Below are 19,661 nucleotides of genomic sequence, written 5' to 3' on the forward strand. Positions count from 1 at the left end.
CCTCCATGCTTGTTATTTATGCAGGTGAGACTACATTGATATTAACTTGGTTCTTAAGTAATTCCATTTCTCGTTCATGGTTCATTTTCATTAGTGCGATTTCTTTTTCTACTGCTAGTTTCATTTCGGCTTTCTTTAATTCAAGGTTCATTTCCATTTGAATCTTGGCTTCTTCAAGCTGCATTTCGCTTTGCTTGAATTGTGCTTCAAGTTGTAGCTTGTCGATGCCTTGTGTCTTTTGTTTCAAGTTGGCATTTTCTTGTTGCAACATTTGCATTTGTTGAGACATTTGTTGCATTTGACCATTTAATTGTGTGATGCCTTGGTTTTGTCCTTGTGCAATTTCTTGTTCTGAGAACATGAATCTTTCATAAGGAATTTCTTGCAAACGTCCTTTGTATTCAATTGCTTCTCTAACTTTTTGCAAATCAGTAAGTCCCATTTGAAGAAGAGGACCTTTTACAGCCATTGCAAGGAATTGATCAATTTGACCTACAATGAATGCCTTATCTTGAGGACCAATGCCGATTACCACGTTGACTGTATATTCTCCCCTGAGGTCATCAGGATTGATTTTGTAATTTGTTCCAACAATATCTATAACATTAGTAGGAGGCCAAGTCTGGTTGATAAAGATGAAGTCTCTTACAACCTGTGACAATACTCTGCCTAAACGCTTGGCAATCAATTTTTGCTTTTGCTGAGAAGCAGAAGTTATCATTTGAATGCCTGTTGCTGTTTTGTTCAGTGAATTGGCATCGAGGCCCTGGTTGTAGCGAGTTACCCCAGTCTTGTTTTCGACCATGCCTTGGGCGAACTCCATAAAATTGAATGCAGCTTGAGAAGGTGCAGGAGCATCAAACCAACCAATTTTGTTAGGATTACCCATGATCGTGTCAAAAGGCTTTCTGCGGTCGAGTGCTGCCCTCATTTGAGGATCGTCAGTAATTGGGTTTTTCCAAGTGCTCATTGCTGTGCCGTCTTGGATAAAGCGAATGATGTTTGTTTGAACTTTTTGGTCGTTCTCTAGAATTTCAGTAAATGGAATGCCTGTAATCTTGTGAGGTTCAGGATTAATTCTGCCAAGTCTGAAAGGAGGTCTTTTGTAAGGATTTTCAGAGACAGAAAGAATAATGTCATTACATGAAACGATAATTGCATTTTCAAGAAGTCCATCACCATCAAGGTCTAATTTGACATATTCCTCTTTAATGAAAACTTCAGATGCGGGAAGTGCTTCTTTTTTGTCAGGATAACTCTGGGTGTCTGAATAATCGCCTGAATTATCACCTTCATAAAGTGAATTAACTTCATCCAGAATGTTGCCAGCGTCAGAAGTTGTATTGCCAAGTGCATCTTTAATTTTGGCTAAAGAACCTTTGCGATAAATCCCGGCGGCTTCTCTACGTTTAATATAGTCAAGATTTCTTTTTACCCAATGTGCAACATATGGTGCCGTGTTAACATCTGTGCTGCCAGGAGTGATGTAGAATTCCCAAGGTGGAATATTTTCCATGATAGGGCCAGAATACACTATATCTTTCTTGACAACTTTGATGTTCTTATAACGTGTAATTACTTGACCATCTCCAAGGTCATATTCAACAGGGGTATACTTTGAAACAATGAATTCTTCACTCAGTGCAGTAAATGTTGCTTCGTCAATTTCTTCGTCAATTGTTTCAGTTTGTGTTTTATATTCATTGGTAAAATATGTTTTTAAAACACCAAATTCATAAATGAGACAATTTTGAATCCAGGCGTCAAGTTGTTCTTCGCCTTCGTTCTTTACCAGCATTTGATACTTAATAAGTTGTTGCAAATTGTCTGCATTGTTGCCGTCTTTTGACTTTAGAGTGAAGAAGTCTCCAGTAAAAATTTCAAGCAAACCAGGAATTGAGCCTTGCACAACATCCCAAATTACTGACTTTACAGTTTGTGACCAGCCTTCTCTTTCATTTCCATATGGTTTTGCTCTATATTGCTTGTACCATTCTTGTCGTTTTGTTGACCTGTCATTTTGATAGTTTTCAGCAGAAACTCTTAAGTCATTAAGATGATTTTTAATTTCATCATCGGTAATGGAAATTGAAGTTACATTTGAATTGTCTGTCACCTCGATTTCTTTGGTTGCATTATCTAGTTGTGTACTCATAATATTCCTTGTCATTTCAGTCTGTGATTATTTATCTAAAGAATTACGTTTGGTGATTTGTAGCCATCATTGTATGAATTTACATAAATTCGATTTTGCGCAGGAGAAGAATAATTATAAAGAGTGAGATTGAATGCGTCTGCAAGGTTGGGTGAAGGAACACCTCTTGCTTTCATTTCGTCTTTGCCTTCAACTTTCAATTTCCCATTTGATGTATATTTGTAAGTTGGTCCGCAAAGCTCGTCAGTTAATTCTTCAACGAACTTACAAGTTCCATCAATTGAGCAAGTTTGTTCTTCAAAGAATTCTTTGGCATTAAACCATAGTTCATCTCTTAGCCTGTTGTATAATTCGCTTTGAGAAGCTTTTTCTGCTACGTTAACTCCAATTGTTGGTACATTATATGGATAGACTGGCAACATGTCGGCTACACCAGCACCTAAACCACAAGCGTCAACATAAATTCTATCAAACATTCCTCTTCGATAGAGGGCGACAACCCTTCCAATTGATTCGTCAATTCCAAGACCTTTCCATTGGTCAATATAAATTATCTTTCCACCTTGACGAATTACGATTGCAGTTGCGTCGTCACCAAAACGAGCAACGTCTAAACCTGCAATTTTTGGAGAACTTGAATATGAAACTTCTCTGTCGTAAGCTGATTCGATAAGACTGCGAGAAATTATGCTGTCATCGTTTAATTCTGGAAATTCTCCTAAAACTCTAACTCGATATTCATTTGATTGAGCACCATATTTCTTTTCAAATCCTTCAACATATTTTGAAGTTACAATTGGAGAGTCTAGGCAGTTAAAAGCTAAACGAGTCCAGTCATATTTAATTTTAGGGTGCATTTGTGTATCATAGAAATAGCCGCTGTTTCTTGTAGGGTTTGAACAAAGTATGATTATTGCACCTTCAGTTGAAAGTGTGCCTTCTGCGACTTCAAAAACTTTGTTGTCTACGCCTGAAGCTTCATCAATAATTACCATCAAGTTTTCAGCGTGGAATCCTTGCAATGCTTCTGGTTTGTCTTTTGCAGAAGTTCTTGCAACAGCAAATCGGAACTTTTCTTCACCAATTATATACATTCTATCATTGTTAATTCCGATAGAATCCTTAAATGGTTTATAGAGATAGCGTCTGTGCCATTTGGACAATTCAGCCCAAAGAGCATCGTGCAGCTGTGCGGCAGTGGTAGCGGTGCAGGGAATCTTTACGTCTGTGTGGAACAGCAAGAACCAGTGAATGAGCCACGCTAGGCTTGTTGTCTTGCCTGTACCGTGGCCCGATCTGACAGAAACCTTGGCGCCTCTGACTGAGGCAGCCTTAAGAAGACTTTCTTGTTGTGGGGTAGGTGTGACACCAAAACAAGTTTTTACAAAAATTACCGGGTCTGTAGCCATCGCCAACAAGGCGTCTCTATCGAGTTTGTTTATATCTTTATTTTTAGCCATTTTTATCCTTGGTTAGAGCCGAAAATATAACTCAAAACATTTGGTCCATATTGCTGATATAGATTTTTCACGTTAGAATAATAATCAGGAGTCATCTTAAATTCATCACCATATCCATAAGTGTTTAGTGGTCTTAAGTTCACATTCTGAAATGTTGCATTGCCTTTTTCATCTTGTCCTGTTTGCATCTGAAATGGAGTTTCCCATTTGGCATTCCATTTCTTGTTTAATTGTTCGCTTTCGGCTGGATCAAGTGACATTGGTTTTCCAGTTGAGGGTAAATCTCCACCACTTTGAAGAATTTTATCCCATTCAGTTTTATTGTTGAGATATTCATTTTGTTGTCTTTGTGCTGCCCAAGTTGTTTGTCTATCAATAGGGTCTTGATTTTGATATTGACCGTAAAGAGAGTTAAAAAGCTGAGAAAAAGAATTATCATCAAACGCCTGTCTCTCATTTTGCGGTACTGCTGTTAATCCATTGTTTAAAAGTCCCATTATTCATCTCCATCAGTAGTTTCTTCAATAATTTCACCATCACGTTCTTTAGCTTCTTGTACAAGTTTCCAAAGTGATTTAACGTCAAAGTCAAAAGTTTGTGCTTGTTCAGTTTTCTCAACCCACTTGTGCTTATTCTTTAATGCAAAAGCAGCGATTGAAGCTGATTGCTTACCAGCTAGTGCGCCTTCAAGTAAGTTTGCTTCAATTTCAGTTCTCATTCTAACAAGTAATTCTGACCTGTACTTATTAAATGCCCATTGATCTTCAATTGACTTTTTATAAGTTTTGTTTGCTGCTTCATCGAATTCCTCTTGAGTCATGTTAATACTGAGCAACAGTCTTGCCATTGTCATAGGGATTTCTTCATCACGGCATGTTTCAAGAAACAATTCACAGAGAGCTTGAAAGTCTAAACAATTACGAATAATCTTTGATCTTACTAAGCCTGTTTCAGTAACAACATCACCCTTAGATGTAGTCCATGTTCTTGGACGGTTAGTCCAATGTATCTTTTTATCTTCTTCCATCGGTAATTCCTTTAAATTGGTTTTCGTAACAATCAATTGTAGAATCTTGGTCTTTGCAATAATTCTTCAATGTGTTAATTGTGCTCAACATTTCCTTTTGTCTTTCAAGTGAATCAAATCTAGATGTTCCAAGTTTCCCAAAAGATGGTTTCTCAGGTCTTGGGCACTCATAAATGTCATTTGGTTTCTGGTTTTTGAGTGATGAACAACTAAAATTAATTGTCACCAAGAATAGAATTATACATGTCTTCAACTTCTTTTTCATTTGATATTCCATCTATACGTCTTTGGTTCTCGTTAAATTGTTTTGCATTTTTCTGAATATTCTTTGTGTGTGTTTGAATCGCTTTGACACCTGTTTTGCATCTATCCAGAGATTCTTTTGCACTCGAAATTTCAGCATCTTTAATCTTAATCTCAGTTTCTAGTTGCTCAATAGTTTTGCTCAAGAAAGCATTGTAGACAAATAAGCTGATAATTAATGTTACAAGAATTCCAGTTGCGATGATTTTTAGTTTTGTGAAGTCAATCATAAATATCCTCAACATTATTTATGAAAAAATTCTTAACCTACATTTCACCACTAATCTCAGATGGAGATAAACTGTCTACAACAGCTTTTTGGACTACAATTATTCTGGTGCATTGTTTAATTGTCTGGTTCGGTATGAAAGAAATACCAACAACCGAATTTCAAGTATTAATTTTATTACTTGGTTATCGGTTTGGTACAAAAGCTGTTTATCAATCGAAGAATGTGATGGAGCGATGGGTAGAATCGAGGCAAACACCTGAACTTTTAAGATACAAAGCCCAAGCATCAAAAGCAGCTAAAGACTGTGACCAAAATATCGGTTAAATCTTACTCTTTAGGTATTGTTTGCCATTAATTACAATGACATTTGAATTAGGATTATCAGTTTCAATAGGGTGCAACTCAAACAATATTGCGACCTTTTTTCTTTTGAATAGATTTAAAAAGTAGTTGATGAGTTTCATGTCGATATTTATGCAAAAGAAAAGGCAGCGTTCTACGCTGCCTTTGTCGTTACTGAAGTGTAACGATTTGCTTTTCTAGCCAGTCAATTAAATCATTTCTCTTGTAGGCAATGTGTCTACCAATTTTAACTCGTTTTGGACCTTTTCCAGAATTGTCGTAAAATTCCATTACTCGTCTACTATAAACATTTTGCACAATTGGTTTCAAGGTTTCTTCAATATTAGCTCTTAAAATGAATTCAGGTAGAGAATCAGACAGATAACTTAAAGAGAGTCTTCGACTTTGTTTCTTCATTCCACTTTGCACCAACCTTTGAAATATGGGTTAAAAGTTCATCTTGAGACTACCGTACAAAATCAAAACTAAATGTAAACGCTGGTAAGCCGGTTATTTTCATTCTGAGCCAAAATATTTTGGATGATGAATGAAATTACATACTTACAGACAGAATTATTCTGAGTTGATCCTGGTGACTGAGGCAACAAAAGAGGGACTGGCTAGCCAGTCCCTCATGTCTCCATTGAAAATGAAGCTACTTTACGATGGTGAGCTTTGGTTTAGGTTTCTCTTGTGTTGGTGATTTGCTGAACACGTTACGTACAATCTCAAAGTTCTCAGGTGCAAGATGTGCATATCTCTCTGTCATCCTGATTGATTTGTGACCAGCTAACTTTGAAACAAATTTTAATGGTACACCAGCTTGAACTAACCATGAACAAAAAGTGTGTCTTAAAGTGTGGAATACAACTCTTTGTCTAGGATCATCTACATTTTCATTGAGTGCTACATCTTCAACAGCAAGTCTAAATAGTTTCGATATTTGACTCTTTGAGTTCTCGTTATCTTTTCTGAAGACAAATTCATTTCTACCTTTTCTCTCTTTTGCACTCAACATTTCATAGAGATCATCACTCATTGGAATTGTTGATGACTCTTTATTCTTTCTATCTCTAGCTGTAATCATTTTGTGCTCAAGATCAATGTCAGACCATTTCAGCTTGAGAACTTCATTTAACCTGAAACCGCTATGCAGCGAAGTTAATGAGATTTCATAGAGATTTTCACTATAACCCTTAGTCTCATTTAACAAGATTTCAGCTTCATCTTTAGAAAGAAACCTATTTCTTTCATTTTGAATAGCTGGCAATTTCAGTTTTGCCATGTTTACAGGATTTGCACCATCATAAATGTCAAAGTTGATGCAAATGTCATAGATGTGATTGATTAAATTGAATACTCTTGAAATGGTTGCTGGTGCAAGTTCTGCCTTTATACAGATTCCTTTAATTTTGAGCAAATCAGTGAATGTGACTTCATTTAATCGTTTGTCTCCTATAATGGGATTTACCCATTTCTTAAATGTAGAATTTACTGAGTTGTTGGACTCTTTTGTCCTGTTTGAGTGAATTTGGTAATCTGATTCAAATATTTCTTGAATCGTTTTATTCTTCTCAAGTTCTTCTTCTCTTTTGATGCGCTCATCTTCAGCTTGTTGCTTCATTTCTTTATAAGTTACAGGTCCACCACTCAGCAGGTTTTGTTTAATTTCAGCAAGCAAATTACCTGCTTTCTCTTCATTCCAACCAGCAGATGCCCAACCTAAACCTTCAGTCTTTGTGACTCCAATTAATTGATAGCGTATTCTGAAATAGCGATCAGGCTTGCCTCCATGTTTACGAGTTGGGTGTTCACTCCATTGAAGACCTTTGAACTTCTTGGATGTTGTCCAGCCAGGCATAGGGACCTCCAGTTGATAATGCTTATCAAGTCCTAGTACAATATTTTGACAAAATCAATGGTAGTCAGTGGTAGTATCTGGTAACTCATGGAAGCAAAATATCCATTTTAAGTTAAGAAGTACATAGCTTTGTGAATCAGGGTAAGCACTTGGAGAGAATTAAATATTTAATGATCCAGATGATGCTGAAGGCCGGTTTGCAGCTTGGCATCTGCGACCCCAAGGGGGTCATCAAGGCCATCAAGGCCAAATACGAGTTCATGGACATCGACGTGAGCGAGTACCTGCTGTCCGACGAGCGCATGGACCAGGTGAAGGAGCTCAAGCAGCAGATCGAGGAGCTGAGAGGCCACAACAACGGCCTGCAGAAGGCCATCGGCGAGCACGCCAAGGAGCTGCGCAAGGAGTCCGAGCGCACCGCCAGGGCCGAGATGCGGGCCGGGCGCGGCGGTGGACAGGCCGCACAGGGAGGACGCCGGGGCGCTGCCCAAGGCCCCGGCATGGACGGCGCACCCGGCGTGGGCCTTAGTTTCATGGGACCTGGGATGCAAGGCATGCCCGGTGGGCCGGGTGCCCCTGCGGCAGCAGGCATGGCTGGTCCAGATGTCGGTTTTATGGGGCCTGGGATGCCCGGCCAGATGGCGGGCGATGCCTCCGGCATGAAGTCCGACCCTGCGATCCGCTCGTTCGGCTCTGGCATGGGGATGCCGAGCCTGCCCGGAATTCCTGAACTTGCTGGTTTGCCCGGACTGGCGTCCGCCCCCTCAAGCCCCGGCGCGTCCGGCCTTGACGGAGGTCCCCAGTGAACCACCACGAACTGGAACTGTTGTCCCGGCGCGGCGAGGAGGTCGGGCGTCTGCTGCACTGCGACGCCGTGCGCGAGGTCATCGACGAGCAGTTGGACATCCGGCGCGAGGCCATCCTGAACCTGAAGGCTGCCGACACGGCTGAGTTCTCGCGCATCAAGGCCGGGCTTGAGGCCCTGGAGGAGCTGGTGGCCGCGCTGACCTGCGTGGTGGAGGTGGGCGACGAGGCGCGGGGACGCCTGGGCGCAAGCGCGGAAGAGCGCAACAACGCCGGGAGGGTGCTGTGAACGTGATGATCCTTGGCGGCAAGGGCGAACCCGCCGCAGCGAAACCGTGCGCCGTGCACTTGGAGCTGGAGGCGCGGCTCGCGCGCATCGAGGCCTGCGTGGCCGCGCTGGAGAAGGCGTTGGGAAGTCAGGGCGAGAGCGCCTGGAAAACACCAGGCGCGTCCGTGAAGGCCAAGACGCGGGCTGCCGCCGCAAAGCCGCAATAACAGGGAACGGCCAGGGTGTGAGGCCCTGGCCGTTTTCAACAAGACGCAAGGAGCGATTTCATGTCTTTTCTTGAATCGGACGACGACAACTGGACCGGAAGGATGCCGGACGGGAGATATCCCAAGGAACCCAGAGGCGGCTGGTATGGGGGAATACCAGGACTTGTGGATGCGCTCGGGCGGCCACTGGGACCGGGTGAAGTGCGAAGGGAAGGAGTAAGAACACTACCGGCCTACGAGCAACCCGATGGAGACAAATGGATTCCTCTTTCCCAATCAGGTTGGGAAGGTAAGGAACGCCAGCCGTCCCTTCGGAGAAGACCTCCGGGGCTGAGGCTCCGGGAGGTGAAGTACTGCCTTATCCCGGCCCGGCTAAGGCAAGCCAATTCAGGGATCCCCGAACCGGCAAGTTCGACTACTGGGCTGGCTTGATGCGGGCAAGGCCAACCTCGGCAAGGGCGGCGTGTTGTTCGAGGACGACACCCCGGACGTGAACGCCCGCGAGGGCATCCTGGACAAACCCGCGGCCATGACCGCCGCAGGAGCCCCGGAAAACAGCCGGATGCCCGAGGAGTCGCGCTTCGAGGCGCGGGGCGCAGAGCAGGGCTACGGCCTTGGTCGCCCGGTTGCATACGCGGTGCAGGATGGCGGCGGTGGCGACGCCCCGTCTGACGGCGGCGGGGCTGGATCTGGAGGAAGCGCAGGAGAGGGGCAGGCGGGGACTCCGGCGCAGCCACAGGGGCCAGCGCAGCAGCCTTTCGGAGAAAATACCCGCCGAAAGGAAAAGCAGCGCATGATCGACGAACGCACCGTACGGGAGAGCGAGTCAGGCCCAATGAACGAACCCTACGATCCAGAGAGCGTCGCTGTCAGGGGCAGGGGGGGAGAGTATCTGCCGCCAGACTTGAAAGAGCGGGTGCGGGCGCGTCTGAAGGGGACCGCTTACGAAAACATGGACCTGGATTCGCTCAAGCTCTACAGAGGGCGGACGCCTTGGTACATGCCTTCTGATAAGGGCGGAATCACCCTAGAGAATAACATCTATATGGGTGATACTCCTGATGGGCGGTTTAATCCTGAAACAAACGACTACCATTTCAATGTTCTTGTGGAAGAGGTTGTTCATGCTGGGCAGTTTCAGAACAAGATGACGAGGCCGGGGTATCTTTGGCAAAGCTTCTTGAAGGGATATGAAGATAACCCGTGGGAGGATAGTGCTAAAAGGATTGCTAGGACGGGTCGATATGCGCGGGACAGTTCTGAAATGCAAATACGTCTGCCTGTTGATGAGAAGCCTCTTTCAAAGTGACGCAAGAATGAAGTAGGCTGTTGATGCTCAATGACCGGCATAGCCAGGGGGCAACTTGCGCCTGGCTATCCGGATTAATTGCGCTATATCGTATTGACTAGTTGTTATTCGCTTGGTATGTGATGTACGATGACGCTGCATTTGTCAGCTTGTAGTGCGCCGTTGGCCTGTTAATATGGGAATTGCTCGTGCGCGCCCATTGAGGTTTATTACTGTATGAAGATAGCGTTGAATATTTACTGTCTCGTCATATTGGTGACATGTGGCTCGTCGTGTTCATTTTATCGCACAGATTACAGTAGGTATGACCCGAGGTGTAAAAATTGGATTAACGATCTAAAGTCTGTTGGTTGGTTTTCTGAGTACAGCAGGGAATACATTGCTTCGCTTTCTGATCCAGCGGATAGATATGCATATTATGTGTGTGTTAATGGTGTTAGTGGGATGATGTTGCTCCAAGAAGGAAGTTTTAATGATATTCCTGAGAAAACAATCGAAATGATGAAAAAGAGATTGCCTGGGATGGTTTATGATATAGATGCCTGGTTTGCGATTAATATAATATTCGAGCTACATCATATGAAGTATTACGACGTTGCACAAGATGAAAAAATTATTTACATTATGAATGATAGATGTTCGAGGATGAAGAGTGATGTAAAAAGGGTTGATTGCGAAGAGAGTATTCATAAAATATTGAGTAGTGATTTTGCTAGGTAAACTTCAGTTGTGTTGAGCACGAGATGTCATGGGAATGGAGTGTGTCGTAAAACGTTCCCTTCTTTGTCACGAATTGCCAAGCTGCTTTTTGATGAGGCGTCACTGCCCTTTTTTAAGAACAATAACACCTGATTGAAATCTTCTTCAGAGCATCCCATGATCCATTTTCGTGTGAATAGTATTGCGTCGGATAAGGAGATATTTCTGGTCGAATGGTCCGCGTACATTTCATTGAGTGCTTGGAATACCTGCTCTATTGAGACGTTGTCGATATAGAACTGGGCCGTGATATCTTTCGCAGACTTGCAAGAGGAGCTGATGCTGTCTCCTGGTGTTTGTGATTCGACGTTGCCGTGGTGTCGTTCGATAGATTTTGCCTACATGTTCATCCCGGAAACAAATCCATATAGGACAATAAGCCGCGTGTGCTCTGGCCAACCAGCCCATGTATGCCCGTCAACGTGGGTAATGTTGGTTGGGTCTTGGGCAAGAACATGCTTGTCGCGTACCAAAACGAGAAACAGCGTGAGGAAGGCAGCAATGCAAATTGTTCTCATGGGGTGTGCAGCCTGTGTCGTTGATTTCTATGCGCATAATTTGTTTGCATGTATCGCATGGTAAGTCAACGGGTTGTGTGGCGGGCATGGTCAACCTGGGCAAGGGCGGCACGCTGTTCGAGGACGACACCCCGGACGTGAACGCCCGCGAGGGCATCCTGAACAAACCAGCGACCATGACCGCCACCGGAGCGTCCGAGAACAGCCGGATGCCGGAGGAGTCGCGCTTCGATGCGCGGGGCGCAGGGCAGGGGTACGGCCTTGGTCGCCCGGCGGCGTACGCCGCGCAGACGGCGGGGTAGGATCTGGAGGAAGCGCCCGGCAGGGGCAATATCCCAAAAGAAAGCGATATTTGCGAATTGATATTGTTGTCGGGATGAGTCGAAATGAAAGGGCGGCCACCACGTGTCCAGTAGCTGCGTGAAGTGTTGCGGGCGTGCCGCAATGTTGGGGGCTATGCCAGTTGGCACAGCCCCTGTTTTGTCTCATTACACCGGTTGGCTAACCTTTGGCGGCCCGATTCCGGGCTTTCGAGCCGCCACGACAGGGGCGTTCGCCTTCCAGAAAAATCCGTTAGAACGGGCGCTGGCTGTCGTCGGAGCCTATCGTGTCCCAGAGATCGTACTCAGGGCCGGTGAGGAGTCCGTCGCGGTTGGTGTCGTGTCGGTTGAACTGCGCATCGGCCTTGTCCTGGTCGGAGCTCTTGAACAGCTTCTTGAACTCCTGGAGGGAGATCTTCCCGTCATTGTTGGTGTCGGCAGCGTCGAAGGCGGGTTTCTTGGCTGGCGTGGCGCAGGCAACGAGGGCGAGCAGGGTGAGGACGGCGATGACGCGCATGGTGGCTCCTGTGAGTGCTGGATTTTCGTGGGCCTCAAAGGGTACTATTATTTGACTTTGGCATCGCTGGCACATTTGGTCAACCGGGTTGCGCAGGAAGGGCGTCGTCCACGGATGTCTGCCCCTGACCGCATCCTCCCGCGCCGCGCCTGAAGTCTCTTTCCCTCTCCCCGCATTTGCCGTATCTTATCCGTCGAATACCCCAAAACCCAGGAGACGGCATGCCCGGACACGTCATTCACGGGGTGAGCCTGCTCACCGATCACGATATCTACCTGTTCAAGGAAGGCACCCATTTTCGCCTCTACGAGAAGCTCGGCGCGCACCTGATGACCGTGGACGGCCAGCAGGGAACGCTGTTCGCCGTCTGGGCTCCCAACGCCCGCAAGGTGGCCGTCATAGGCGACTTCAACCGATGGGACCGCAAGGCGCATCCGCTCTCGGTGCGGCTTGACGGGTCGGGCATCTGGGAGGGGTTCGTTCCGGGCATCGGGCAGAGCACGGTCTACAAATATCACATTGTTTCGCGCCAGAACGGCAAGCACCTGGAAAAGGCCGACCCCTTCGCCTTGGCCTGCGAGGTGCCGCCCAAGTCCGCCTCGGTGGTCTGGAGCCTCGACCACGCCTGGAACGACGAGGCCTGGATGCGCGCGCGCCCCGAGACCCAGTCGCTGGAGTCGCCCATGTCCATCTACGAGATGCACATCGGCTCCTGGCGGCGTCACCGCGACTCCTGGCATTCGCTCTCCTACAGGGAACTGGCCGAGCAGCTGCCCGGCTACCTCAACGAGATGGGCTTCACCCACGTTGAGTTCATGCCGGTGATGGAGCATCCGTTCTACGGCTCCTGGGGCTACCAGACCGTGGGCTATTTCGCCCCGTCCAGCCGTTACGGCACGCCCGAAGACTTCATGCATCTGGTGGACGCCCTGCACCAGGCGGGCATCGGCGTGATACTGGACTGGGTGCCCTCGCATTTTCCCACCGACGGGCACGGTCTGGCCATGTTCGACGGCACGCACCTCTTCGAGCACGAGGACCCCAGGCAGGGCTACCACCCCGACTGGAAGAGCGCCATTTTCAACTACGGACGCCACGAGGTCCGCGCCTTCGTGATTTCCACCGCGCTCTTCTGGCTGGACCGCTACCACTGCGACGGCCTGCGCGTGGACGCCGTGGCCTCCATGCTCTACCTGGACTACTCCCGCAAGGAAGGCGAGTGGGTTCCCAACGCCTTCGGCGGCAAGGAGAACCTGGACGCCATCGACCTGTTGCGCCGCCTGAACGAGGCCGCCTACACCAACTTCCCCGGCGTGCAGACCATCGCCGAGGAATCCACCGACTGGGGCATGGTGTCGCGCCCGCCGTATCTTGGCGGCCTGGGCTTCGGCATGAAGTGGAACATGGGCTGGATGCACGACACCCTGAGCTACTTTTCCAAGGACCCGGTGTTCCGCAAATATCACCACGGACAGCTCTCGTTCTCCATCTGGTACGCCTTCAACGAGAACTTCGTGCTGCCTCTGTCCCACGACGAGGTGGTGCACGGCAAAGGCTCGCTCATCCGCAAGATGCCCGGCGACGACTGGCAGAAGTTCGCGGGCCTGCGCCTGCTCTACGGCTACATGTGGACACACCCCGGCAAGAAGCTCCTGTTCCAGGGCTGCGAGGTGGCCCAGTGGAGCGAGTGGAACCATGACGCCGAGGTGGAGTGGGATCTGCTGGACCGTCCCGGCCATGCCGGGGTGCGGCGCTGGATTGCGGACCTGAACGCCATGTACCGGAGCGACCCGGTGCTGCATCAGACCGATTTCAACCACAAGGGCTTCGAGTGGGTGGACTTCCACGACGCCGAGGCCAGCGTCCTGGCGTTCCTGCGCGTGGGCAAGGACCCAAAGGACGTCACCCTGGCCTGCTTCAACTTCACCCCCGTGGTGCGCGAGAACTACCGCGTGGGCGTGCCCAAGGGCGGCCTGTGGCGCGAGGTGCTGAACTCCGATTCCCAGTGGTACAACGGCTCGGGAGTGGGTAACGCCGGGGCCGTCATGGCCGAGGAGAGCGAGAGCCACGGCAGACCCTGCTCGCTGGTTTTGACCCTGCCGCCCATGGGCATGGTGGTGTTCAAGCCGGCCTAGCCGGATTTTGCGCCGATGGCGGCAACGCGGCAGGCATCGGCCTTCAGGGCATGACGGAGTCCATGCGCATCTACGGTCTCGATTTCACCAGCGCACCGGGGCGGGGCAAGCCGCTCACCCTCGCGCAGTGCCGCCTGGATGCGGAAACGCTGGTGCTCGATGGTTTCGAGGCTCCAGAGAGCTACGGCCCCCTGGAGGAGCTTCTGCGCTCTCCGGGCTCGTGGGCCATGGGCTGTGATTTCCCCTTTTCCCAGCCAGTTCGCCTCCTGCTGGAAGCGCCCGGCCACGTGCTGGGCCTGGAGTGGCCCGTGGAGTGGGAACGCTTCCTGCGCCTCGTGGGTCAGCTCCCGCCGTCCGAATTCAAGACCCTCATGAAGACCAGCCCCGTGGACGGGCGCGGCGTGCGCGAGCGCAAGCGTCTGACCGGAACAGCGGCCAACGCGTGCAGCCCCATGCACGTGGATTTCCCGCCGGTGGGGCTCATGTTCCTGGCTGGCGCGCGGTTGCTGGCGGAGTGTCCCTGCGCGGTGGTCCCCCAGCGCATGAACGGGGATTCGCGTCTGCTTTTCGAGGTCTATCCCGGCGTGTTCGCCGAGCGCTTCTGCGGCCACAAAAGCTACAAGGAAGGCCCGAAACACCAGCAGAACGAACGGGCCGTGCGGCGCAGCGGCATGCTGGACGCCATGTGCGGTGACCGTTTCCGGGAGGTCTACGGTTTCACCGTCTCGTTCGGCGAGGACGAAGCCCGACGCATGCGCGATGACCGCAAGGGCGACCTGCTCGACTCTCTCATCTGCGCCGTGCAGGCCGCATGGGCCTGGAACCGTCGCAACGACAACTTCGGGCTGCCCGGCCCGGACCTCGTCGACCCGGACGTCCTGGCCTTCGAAGGCTGGATCATGGACCCGCACTGCCGGGCCTGACCGGACTGAATCGGCCTGCACGCACCACGCGAGCGACTCCTGAACTCTCCCGGCCGTCCTGCCGAAGCCGTGCAAACCCGCACAGGAATCAATCCATACCAAATTGGTCGCTGAAGGTGCGCCCGGAAGGTTGACGACAGGTCAATTGATGTCCACTATTGTCTTTCGTTACCTGAACAATCGTCCCGCAGACCTGAACATCGCAAAAGGCGCTCCAGCACCATGACATCCAAGCATTTCAACTGCACCCTGTGCGGCCGCTGCTGCCGGGCCAGCATCCCGCTGGGACTGGCCGAGGCCCTGGACTACGACTCCGAATTCCTCCTGGCCCTGGTCTTCTCCATGGAGACCTGGAACCTGGGCGACTTCCGCAAGAACCGTCCGGCGGTTCCCATCACCCACGAGGAACTGCTGACCACCCTGGCCTTCCGCAAGGACAAGCTGGCCACGGACCAGAGCCGGGAAACCGTGTTCCAGGTGGGCCGCGTGCGCTCCACCGGAGAGCGCGTGGTGACGTTTCTCTCGGTCAGCGCCTGCGGCCTGGGCGACTTCGAGGCCGGTGGCGCGAAGTGCCCCGCCCTGGGCTCCGACGAAACCTGCACAATCTACGAGCGCCGCCCCCTGGGCTGCCGGGTGTTCCCCCTGGACCCCCTCTATCCCGAGATGCTCCAGCACGTGCCGCTCTCCGCGCTGGAGAGCCGCCTGCCCTGCGACTTCTCCGAGAAAGCTCCCGCCATCCTGGAAAACGGCAGGCTGACGCGCGACCAGGACCGCGAGCTGCTGGAGGCCCGCCAGGAGGTCATCCGGCGCGACTCGGTGTTCCTGCCGTATTACGGCATGGCCTCGGCCAGCTTCCACCCCATGCCGAGCCTGTCCCAGGTGCTTCTGGGCATCAAGGGCAACGGCAAGATGGACGTGCCCTTCGTCCCGGCCCTGACCTACCTGGCCGCGTCCGGACAGGTAAGCCCGGAGCGCGCCGAGACCTGCCTGGAGCGCCAGATCGCCCTGGCCGGGGCAGCCGTGGGGCAGGCCCTGGGCCGCAAGGACAAGGCCGAGCGCGCTCGCACCAACGTGCTGCGCAACAGCCTGGCCCTCATGGAGAGCTTCCGGGGGCGCATCGCCCAGGTGGCGGACGGGCTGTCTTCCGGGGCTGCGTGAACCCGCTCGGCGATTTGGAAACTCCGAACTACACCGGGAAATCACACCATGACCGAGCAGATACTGGTGGAGATCGTCACCTGCTGTCTTGAACAGGATCGCACGGCCCTGGACATATACAGGCGTCTTTCCCAGTCGTTCGAGGACCCGGAGATAGCCGAGTTCTGGCGGACCATGGGCGAGGAGGAGCAGGGACACGTCTCCTTCTGGGAAGCGCTGCTCGATTTCGCGCGCCAGGGGCATCTGCCCCAGGTGTTCGAGGACCCGGCTGCCATCCTGGCTAGCCTGTCGCGCGGCGCGGAGGAGGTCAGGGAACTCTCCGTGCTCTGCCAGGGGTGCGGCGAGGTGAACCGGGCCTTCATCCTGTGCTACCGGCTGGAATCGGCGCTCATGCATCCGGCCTTCGAGACGCTGTTCCGGTTTGCGGAGGATTCCAGGCTCCCCCTGCCCATCGCCAATCCGGAGACAGAATACACGAGCCACATCCAGCGGTTCATCGACGCGCTCAAGCGCTTCGGCGGGCTGACCAAGGAGATGGAGCTGATCGGCGAACTGCTGGTGCGCCTCTGGGAGGAGACCCGCAGCCTTGTGGCCCAGGTGCACACCGACGCCCTGACCGGGATCCTCAACCGGCGCGGCTTCTTCAAGGTGATAGACCCGCTGGTGTTCCTGTCGGTGCGAAACGCCCAGTCAGCGGGGCTGCTCATGATCGACCTGGACAAATTCAAGGATGTGAACGACGCCCACGGGCATCAGGTGGGCGACAAGGTGCTGGCCTCGGTGGCTGCCGCCGTGCAAGGCGTGCTGCGCCGCTCCGATGTGGTCGGGCGGTACGGGGGCGAGGAGTTCATCGCGTATCTTCCCGGCTGCGAGCACTCCTACCTGAAGCAGGTGGCCGAGAAGATCCGCCGCGCGGTGGAGGACGCCCCGCATCATGGGGTGGCGGTCACCGTGAGCGTCGGCGCGGCCCATCTGGACACGGTGCGCAGCCTGGGAGAGGTGGAGCGCCTCATCAACAGCGCGGACCAGTGCCTCTATCTGGCCAAGCGCGACGGCCGAAACCGGGTTTTCGTGGATTGTCCGGGCGGAGCGCTTGAGGACGGCTAGCGTTTCGTTCATGATGTCCTGCCACCGGGCGCATGAACCCGTACGGCAGCAACCATTCGGATACGTGTTGAAAATCATGTCCATGCTTTTCAAAAGCGCGACACGAGGAGCATTGCATGCATAGACGCGGCGCGGGCATTCTGCTGCACGTCACCAGCCTGCCTTCCCCTTACGGGGTGGGTGATCTTGGGCCGGGCGCGCGGACCTTTCTCGACTTCCTGGCCAAGGCCGGGCAGTCTTTCTGGCAGATTCTGCCCCTGACCCCCACCTCCACGTTCATCGGGAATTCCCCCTATTCCTCGGACTCGGCCTTTGCGGGCAACCCCCTGCTCATAAGCCCGGATCTGCTGGCCCAGGACGGCTGGATAACCGAGGACGACCTGGGCGAGCCTTCCGCGCAGGACCCCTGCGTCACGGATTTCGCCGCCGCAACGGCTTACAAGGAGCGCCTGCTCCAGGCGGCGTTCAAGCGCCACGCCCAGGAGCTGCCGCGCCTGGAGCTCTTCGCCCGATTCCGGGAGGAGAACGCCCACTGGCTGGACGACTACTGCCTGTTCAAGGCCATCAAGCACTCGCTGGGGGGCATGTCCTGGACTCGCTGGCCGGGAGAACTGCGCGACCGCAACCCCGAGGCCCTGGCGGAACGGCGGGAGGCCCTGGCGAGCAAGGTCCTCAAGGAAGCCTTCGTGCAGTTTTTGTTCGCCGAGCAGTGGGCGCGCCTCAAGGCCTACGCCTCCAGCCTGGACATCCTCATCATCGGCGACGCGCCCATCTACGTCACCCAGGACAGCGCCGACGTCTGGGCCAACCAGTCCCTGTTCAAGCTGGGTCCGGACCGCGAACCGCTCTTCGTGGCGGGCGTGCCGCCGGACTATTTCAGCCGCACCGGCCAGCGCTGGGGCAACCCCGTGTACGACTGGGACGCCCACTCGCAAAGCTGCTACGACTGGTGGAGCATGCGCCTAGGGCACAACTTCCGGCTCTATGATTTCGTGCGCCTGGACCACTTCCGGGGCTTCGCCGGATACTGGGAGATCCCCGCCGACGAGAAGACCGCCGTCAACGGCCAGTGGGTGGAAGCGCCCGGAGTGGCCTTTTTCATGGCGCTCCAGAGTCATTTCCCGGTGCTGCCCATCCTGGCCGAGGACCTGGGCGTCATCACTCCGGACGTGCGCGAGATGCGCGACGGCTTCGGCTTCCCCGGCATGAAGGTGCTCCAGTTCGCCTTCGGCAACGGCGTGGGCGAGAACCGCGACGCGCCGCACAACCACGTGGAGAACGCCGTGGCCTACACCGGAACCCACGACAACGACACCACCCTGGGCTGGTTCCTGAACGACGCCGGGGAGGACGGCCGACGCGTGCTGCTGGAATACCTTGGGCGCGACCTGCCCGCAGCCGAGGTCCCCTGGGAAATGCTTCGCCTGTGCTACATGAGCGTGGCCCGCATCGCCATGGCTCCCATGCAGGACGTGCTGGGCCTGGGGACGCAGGCGCGCATGAACACCCCGTCGGTGGCCGCCGGGAACTGGTCCTGGCGCATGGACGCAGGCGGACTTACGGACGAACTGGCCGGACGGCTGAAGAGCCTGGCCGGGCTGTACGGTCGCGGCCGCCGGGAATAATCATCACCCGGACGCCAGAGGAGACGTCATGATCACAAGCGAGAGCATGGACAAGGATTATCAGGTGCGCTTCACCGACGGCACGCACGTGGCCGTGTCGGACACCACGCCGGAACACGGCGGATCGGGTGAGGGCTTCGGACCGCACGAGCTTTTGGAGGCGGCGCTGGGCAACTGCATCGCCATCATCACGCGCATGTTCGCGCGCAAGCACGGCATGCCGCTGGAAGGGGTCACGGTAAAGGTGAACCTCAACCGCAGCGACCCGGCCAAGGCGGTCTTCGAGTATTCCGTGGATTTCAAGGGCGACCTGGACGAAGCGGCGCGCGAGAAGCTCACCCGCGCGGCAAAAGCCTGCCCGGTGCACAAGACCCTCATGCGGCAGCTGGAGTTCGTGCAGGTCTAGCCGCCGGGGAAGTATCCAGAGGCACGCTCTTGAAAAGCATGAGCATGTGAGTGGGGCGGCATGATTTTCAGTTGGGAACGCCTCCGGCGGCCAAAGGGCTGCGCCCTTTGGAATCCGCAAGTATCCCATCCGGTTGCCGACGCGTCCTTCTGCTTGAATTGTGGTTGCCGATGAGTTTTGCCAGAGGCGCATGAATGCATGCTGC

20 protein-coding genes are annotated in these 19,661 nt (G+C 52.3%); 13 read left to right on the plus strand and 7 right to left on the minus strand.

The annotated features are described in order from the left end of the window. Positions 1–16: 16 nt before the first annotated feature. The 5 genes from G453_RS27600 to G453_RS27620 all read right to left on the minus strand — a co-directional run bounded on the left by G453_RS27600 (position 17) and on the right by G453_RS27620 (position 5,175). The gene (locus G453_RS27600; RefSeq protein WP_156920703.1) at positions 17–2,155 is read right to left on the minus strand and encodes a portal protein; all 2,139 of its coding nucleotides are present in this window, start codon (positions 2,153–2,155) and stop codon (positions 17–19) included. A 35-nt stretch (positions 2,156–2,190) separates the two neighbouring features. Beyond that, on the minus strand, positions 2,191–3,615 hold the full coding sequence (locus G453_RS27605; protein WP_156920705.1) for a hypothetical protein: 1,425 nt from the start codon (positions 3,613–3,615) through the stop codon (positions 2,191–2,193). A 2-nt stretch (positions 3,616–3,617) separates the two neighbouring features. Then, on the minus strand, positions 3,618–4,112 hold the full coding sequence (locus G453_RS27610; protein WP_156920707.1) for a hypothetical protein: 495 nt from the start codon (positions 4,110–4,112) through the stop codon (positions 3,618–3,620). Further along, positions 4,112–4,642 carry a terminase small subunit gene (locus tag G453_RS27615; RefSeq protein ID WP_156920709.1) on the minus strand — a complete coding sequence of 177 codons (531 nt, stop codon included), beginning with the start codon at positions 4,640–4,642 and terminating at the stop codon, positions 4,112–4,114. The genes G453_RS27610 and G453_RS27615 overlap by 1 nt, the downstream gene beginning before the upstream one ends. A 215-nt stretch (positions 4,643–4,857) precedes the next feature. After that, a complete protein-coding gene (locus tag G453_RS27620) occupies positions 4,858–5,175 on the minus strand; it encodes a hypothetical protein (RefSeq protein ID WP_156920711.1) in 318 nt (105 codons plus the stop codon). Positions 5,176–5,195: 20 nt separating this feature from the next. On the opposite strand from G453_RS27620, the gene G453_RS27625 reads away from it, so the two are divergent. Next, positions 5,196–5,501, plus strand: a complete 306-nt coding sequence (locus G453_RS27625) for a hypothetical protein (protein ID WP_156920713.1) — start codon at positions 5,196–5,198, stop codon at positions 5,499–5,501. Positions 5,502–6,174: 673 nt separating this feature from the next. Here G453_RS27625 and G453_RS26870 read toward each other — a convergent pair. Further along, positions 6,175–7,380, minus strand: coding sequence for a tyrosine-type recombinase/integrase (locus G453_RS26870; protein WP_084502000.1), 1,206 nt, complete (start codon positions 7,378–7,380; stop codon positions 6,175–6,177). A 170-nt stretch (positions 7,381–7,550) separates the two neighbouring features. Between G453_RS26870 and G453_RS0100115 the strand changes: the two genes are divergently transcribed. From G453_RS0100115 to G453_RS0100140, 6 genes are all read left to right on the plus strand, one after another. Next, positions 7,551–8,186: a hypothetical protein gene (locus tag G453_RS0100115; RefSeq protein WP_027189383.1), complete on the plus strand. Its 636-nt coding sequence runs from the start codon at positions 7,551–7,553 to the stop codon at positions 8,184–8,186. Next, on the plus strand, positions 8,183–8,473 hold the full coding sequence (locus tag G453_RS0100120; protein WP_027189384.1) for a hypothetical protein: 291 nt from the start codon (positions 8,183–8,185) through the stop codon (positions 8,471–8,473). Before G453_RS0100115 ends, G453_RS0100120 begins: the two co-directional genes overlap by 4 nt. Continuing rightward, positions 8,470–8,679, plus strand: coding sequence for a hypothetical protein (locus G453_RS0100125; RefSeq protein ID WP_027189385.1), 210 nt, complete (start codon positions 8,470–8,472; stop codon positions 8,677–8,679). The genes G453_RS0100120 and G453_RS0100125 overlap by 4 nt, the downstream gene beginning before the upstream one ends. Positions 8,680–9,145: 466 nt before the next feature. Then, complete coding sequence (locus tag G453_RS0100130) at positions 9,146–9,988, plus strand: hypothetical protein (protein ID WP_027189386.1); 843 nt, start codon at positions 9,146–9,148, stop codon at positions 9,986–9,988. A 444-nt stretch (positions 9,989–10,432) separates the two neighbouring features. After that, a complete protein-coding gene (locus tag G453_RS0100135; protein ID WP_156920715.1) occupies positions 10,433–10,708 on the plus strand; it encodes a hypothetical protein in 276 nt (91 codons plus the stop codon). Positions 10,709–11,351: 643 nt separating this feature from the next. Then, positions 11,352–11,567, plus strand: coding sequence for a hypothetical protein (locus G453_RS0100140; RefSeq protein ID WP_027189388.1), 216 nt, complete (start codon positions 11,352–11,354; stop codon positions 11,565–11,567). A 271-nt stretch (positions 11,568–11,838) separates the two neighbouring features. Here the strand turns inward: G453_RS0100140 and G453_RS0100145 are convergent, their stop codons facing one another. Further along, positions 11,839–12,102 (minus strand): EF-hand domain-containing protein, encoded by a 264-nt coding sequence (locus tag G453_RS0100145; RefSeq protein WP_027189389.1) that lies wholly within the window; start codon positions 12,100–12,102, stop codon positions 11,839–11,841. 221 nt (positions 12,103–12,323) lie between these two features. Between G453_RS0100145 and glgB the strand changes: the two genes are divergently transcribed. The 6 genes from glgB (at position 12,324) to G453_RS0100175 (ending at position 19,456) form a co-directional block, all read left to right on the plus strand. Further along, positions 12,324–14,237, plus strand: a complete 1,914-nt coding sequence (glgB, locus tag G453_RS0100150; protein WP_027189390.1) for a 1,4-alpha-glucan branching protein GlgB — start codon at positions 12,324–12,326, stop codon at positions 14,235–14,237. 62 nt (positions 14,238–14,299) lie between these two features. Next, the gene (locus tag G453_RS0100155) at positions 14,300–15,160 is read left to right on the plus strand and encodes a DUF429 domain-containing protein (RefSeq protein ID WP_169725265.1); all 861 of its coding nucleotides are present in this window, start codon (positions 14,300–14,302) and stop codon (positions 15,158–15,160) included. A 222-nt stretch (positions 15,161–15,382) separates the two neighbouring features. Continuing rightward, positions 15,383–16,318 carry a YkgJ family cysteine cluster protein gene (locus tag G453_RS0100160; RefSeq protein WP_027189392.1) on the plus strand — a complete coding sequence of 312 codons (936 nt, stop codon included), beginning with the start codon at positions 15,383–15,385 and terminating at the stop codon, positions 16,316–16,318. Between the two features lie 48 nt (positions 16,319–16,366). Beyond that, positions 16,367–17,425, plus strand: coding sequence for a GGDEF domain-containing protein (locus G453_RS25785; protein WP_051271277.1), 1,059 nt, complete (start codon positions 16,367–16,369; stop codon positions 17,423–17,425). A 116-nt stretch (positions 17,426–17,541) separates the two neighbouring features. Further along, positions 17,542–19,050 carry a 4-alpha-glucanotransferase gene (gene malQ, locus G453_RS0100170; protein WP_027189393.1) on the plus strand — a complete coding sequence of 503 codons (1,509 nt, stop codon included), beginning with the start codon at positions 17,542–17,544 and terminating at the stop codon, positions 19,048–19,050. Positions 19,051–19,078: 28 nt separating this feature from the next. Further along, complete coding sequence (locus G453_RS0100175) at positions 19,079–19,456, plus strand: OsmC family protein (protein WP_027189394.1); 378 nt, start codon at positions 19,079–19,081, stop codon at positions 19,454–19,456. Positions 19,457–19,661 lie beyond the last annotated feature (205 nt).

It is taken from the genome of Fundidesulfovibrio putealis DSM 16056 (genome assembly GCF_000429325.1).
Classification (GTDB): Bacteria; Desulfobacterota; Desulfovibrionia; order Desulfovibrionales; family Desulfovibrionaceae; genus Fundidesulfovibrio; species Fundidesulfovibrio putealis.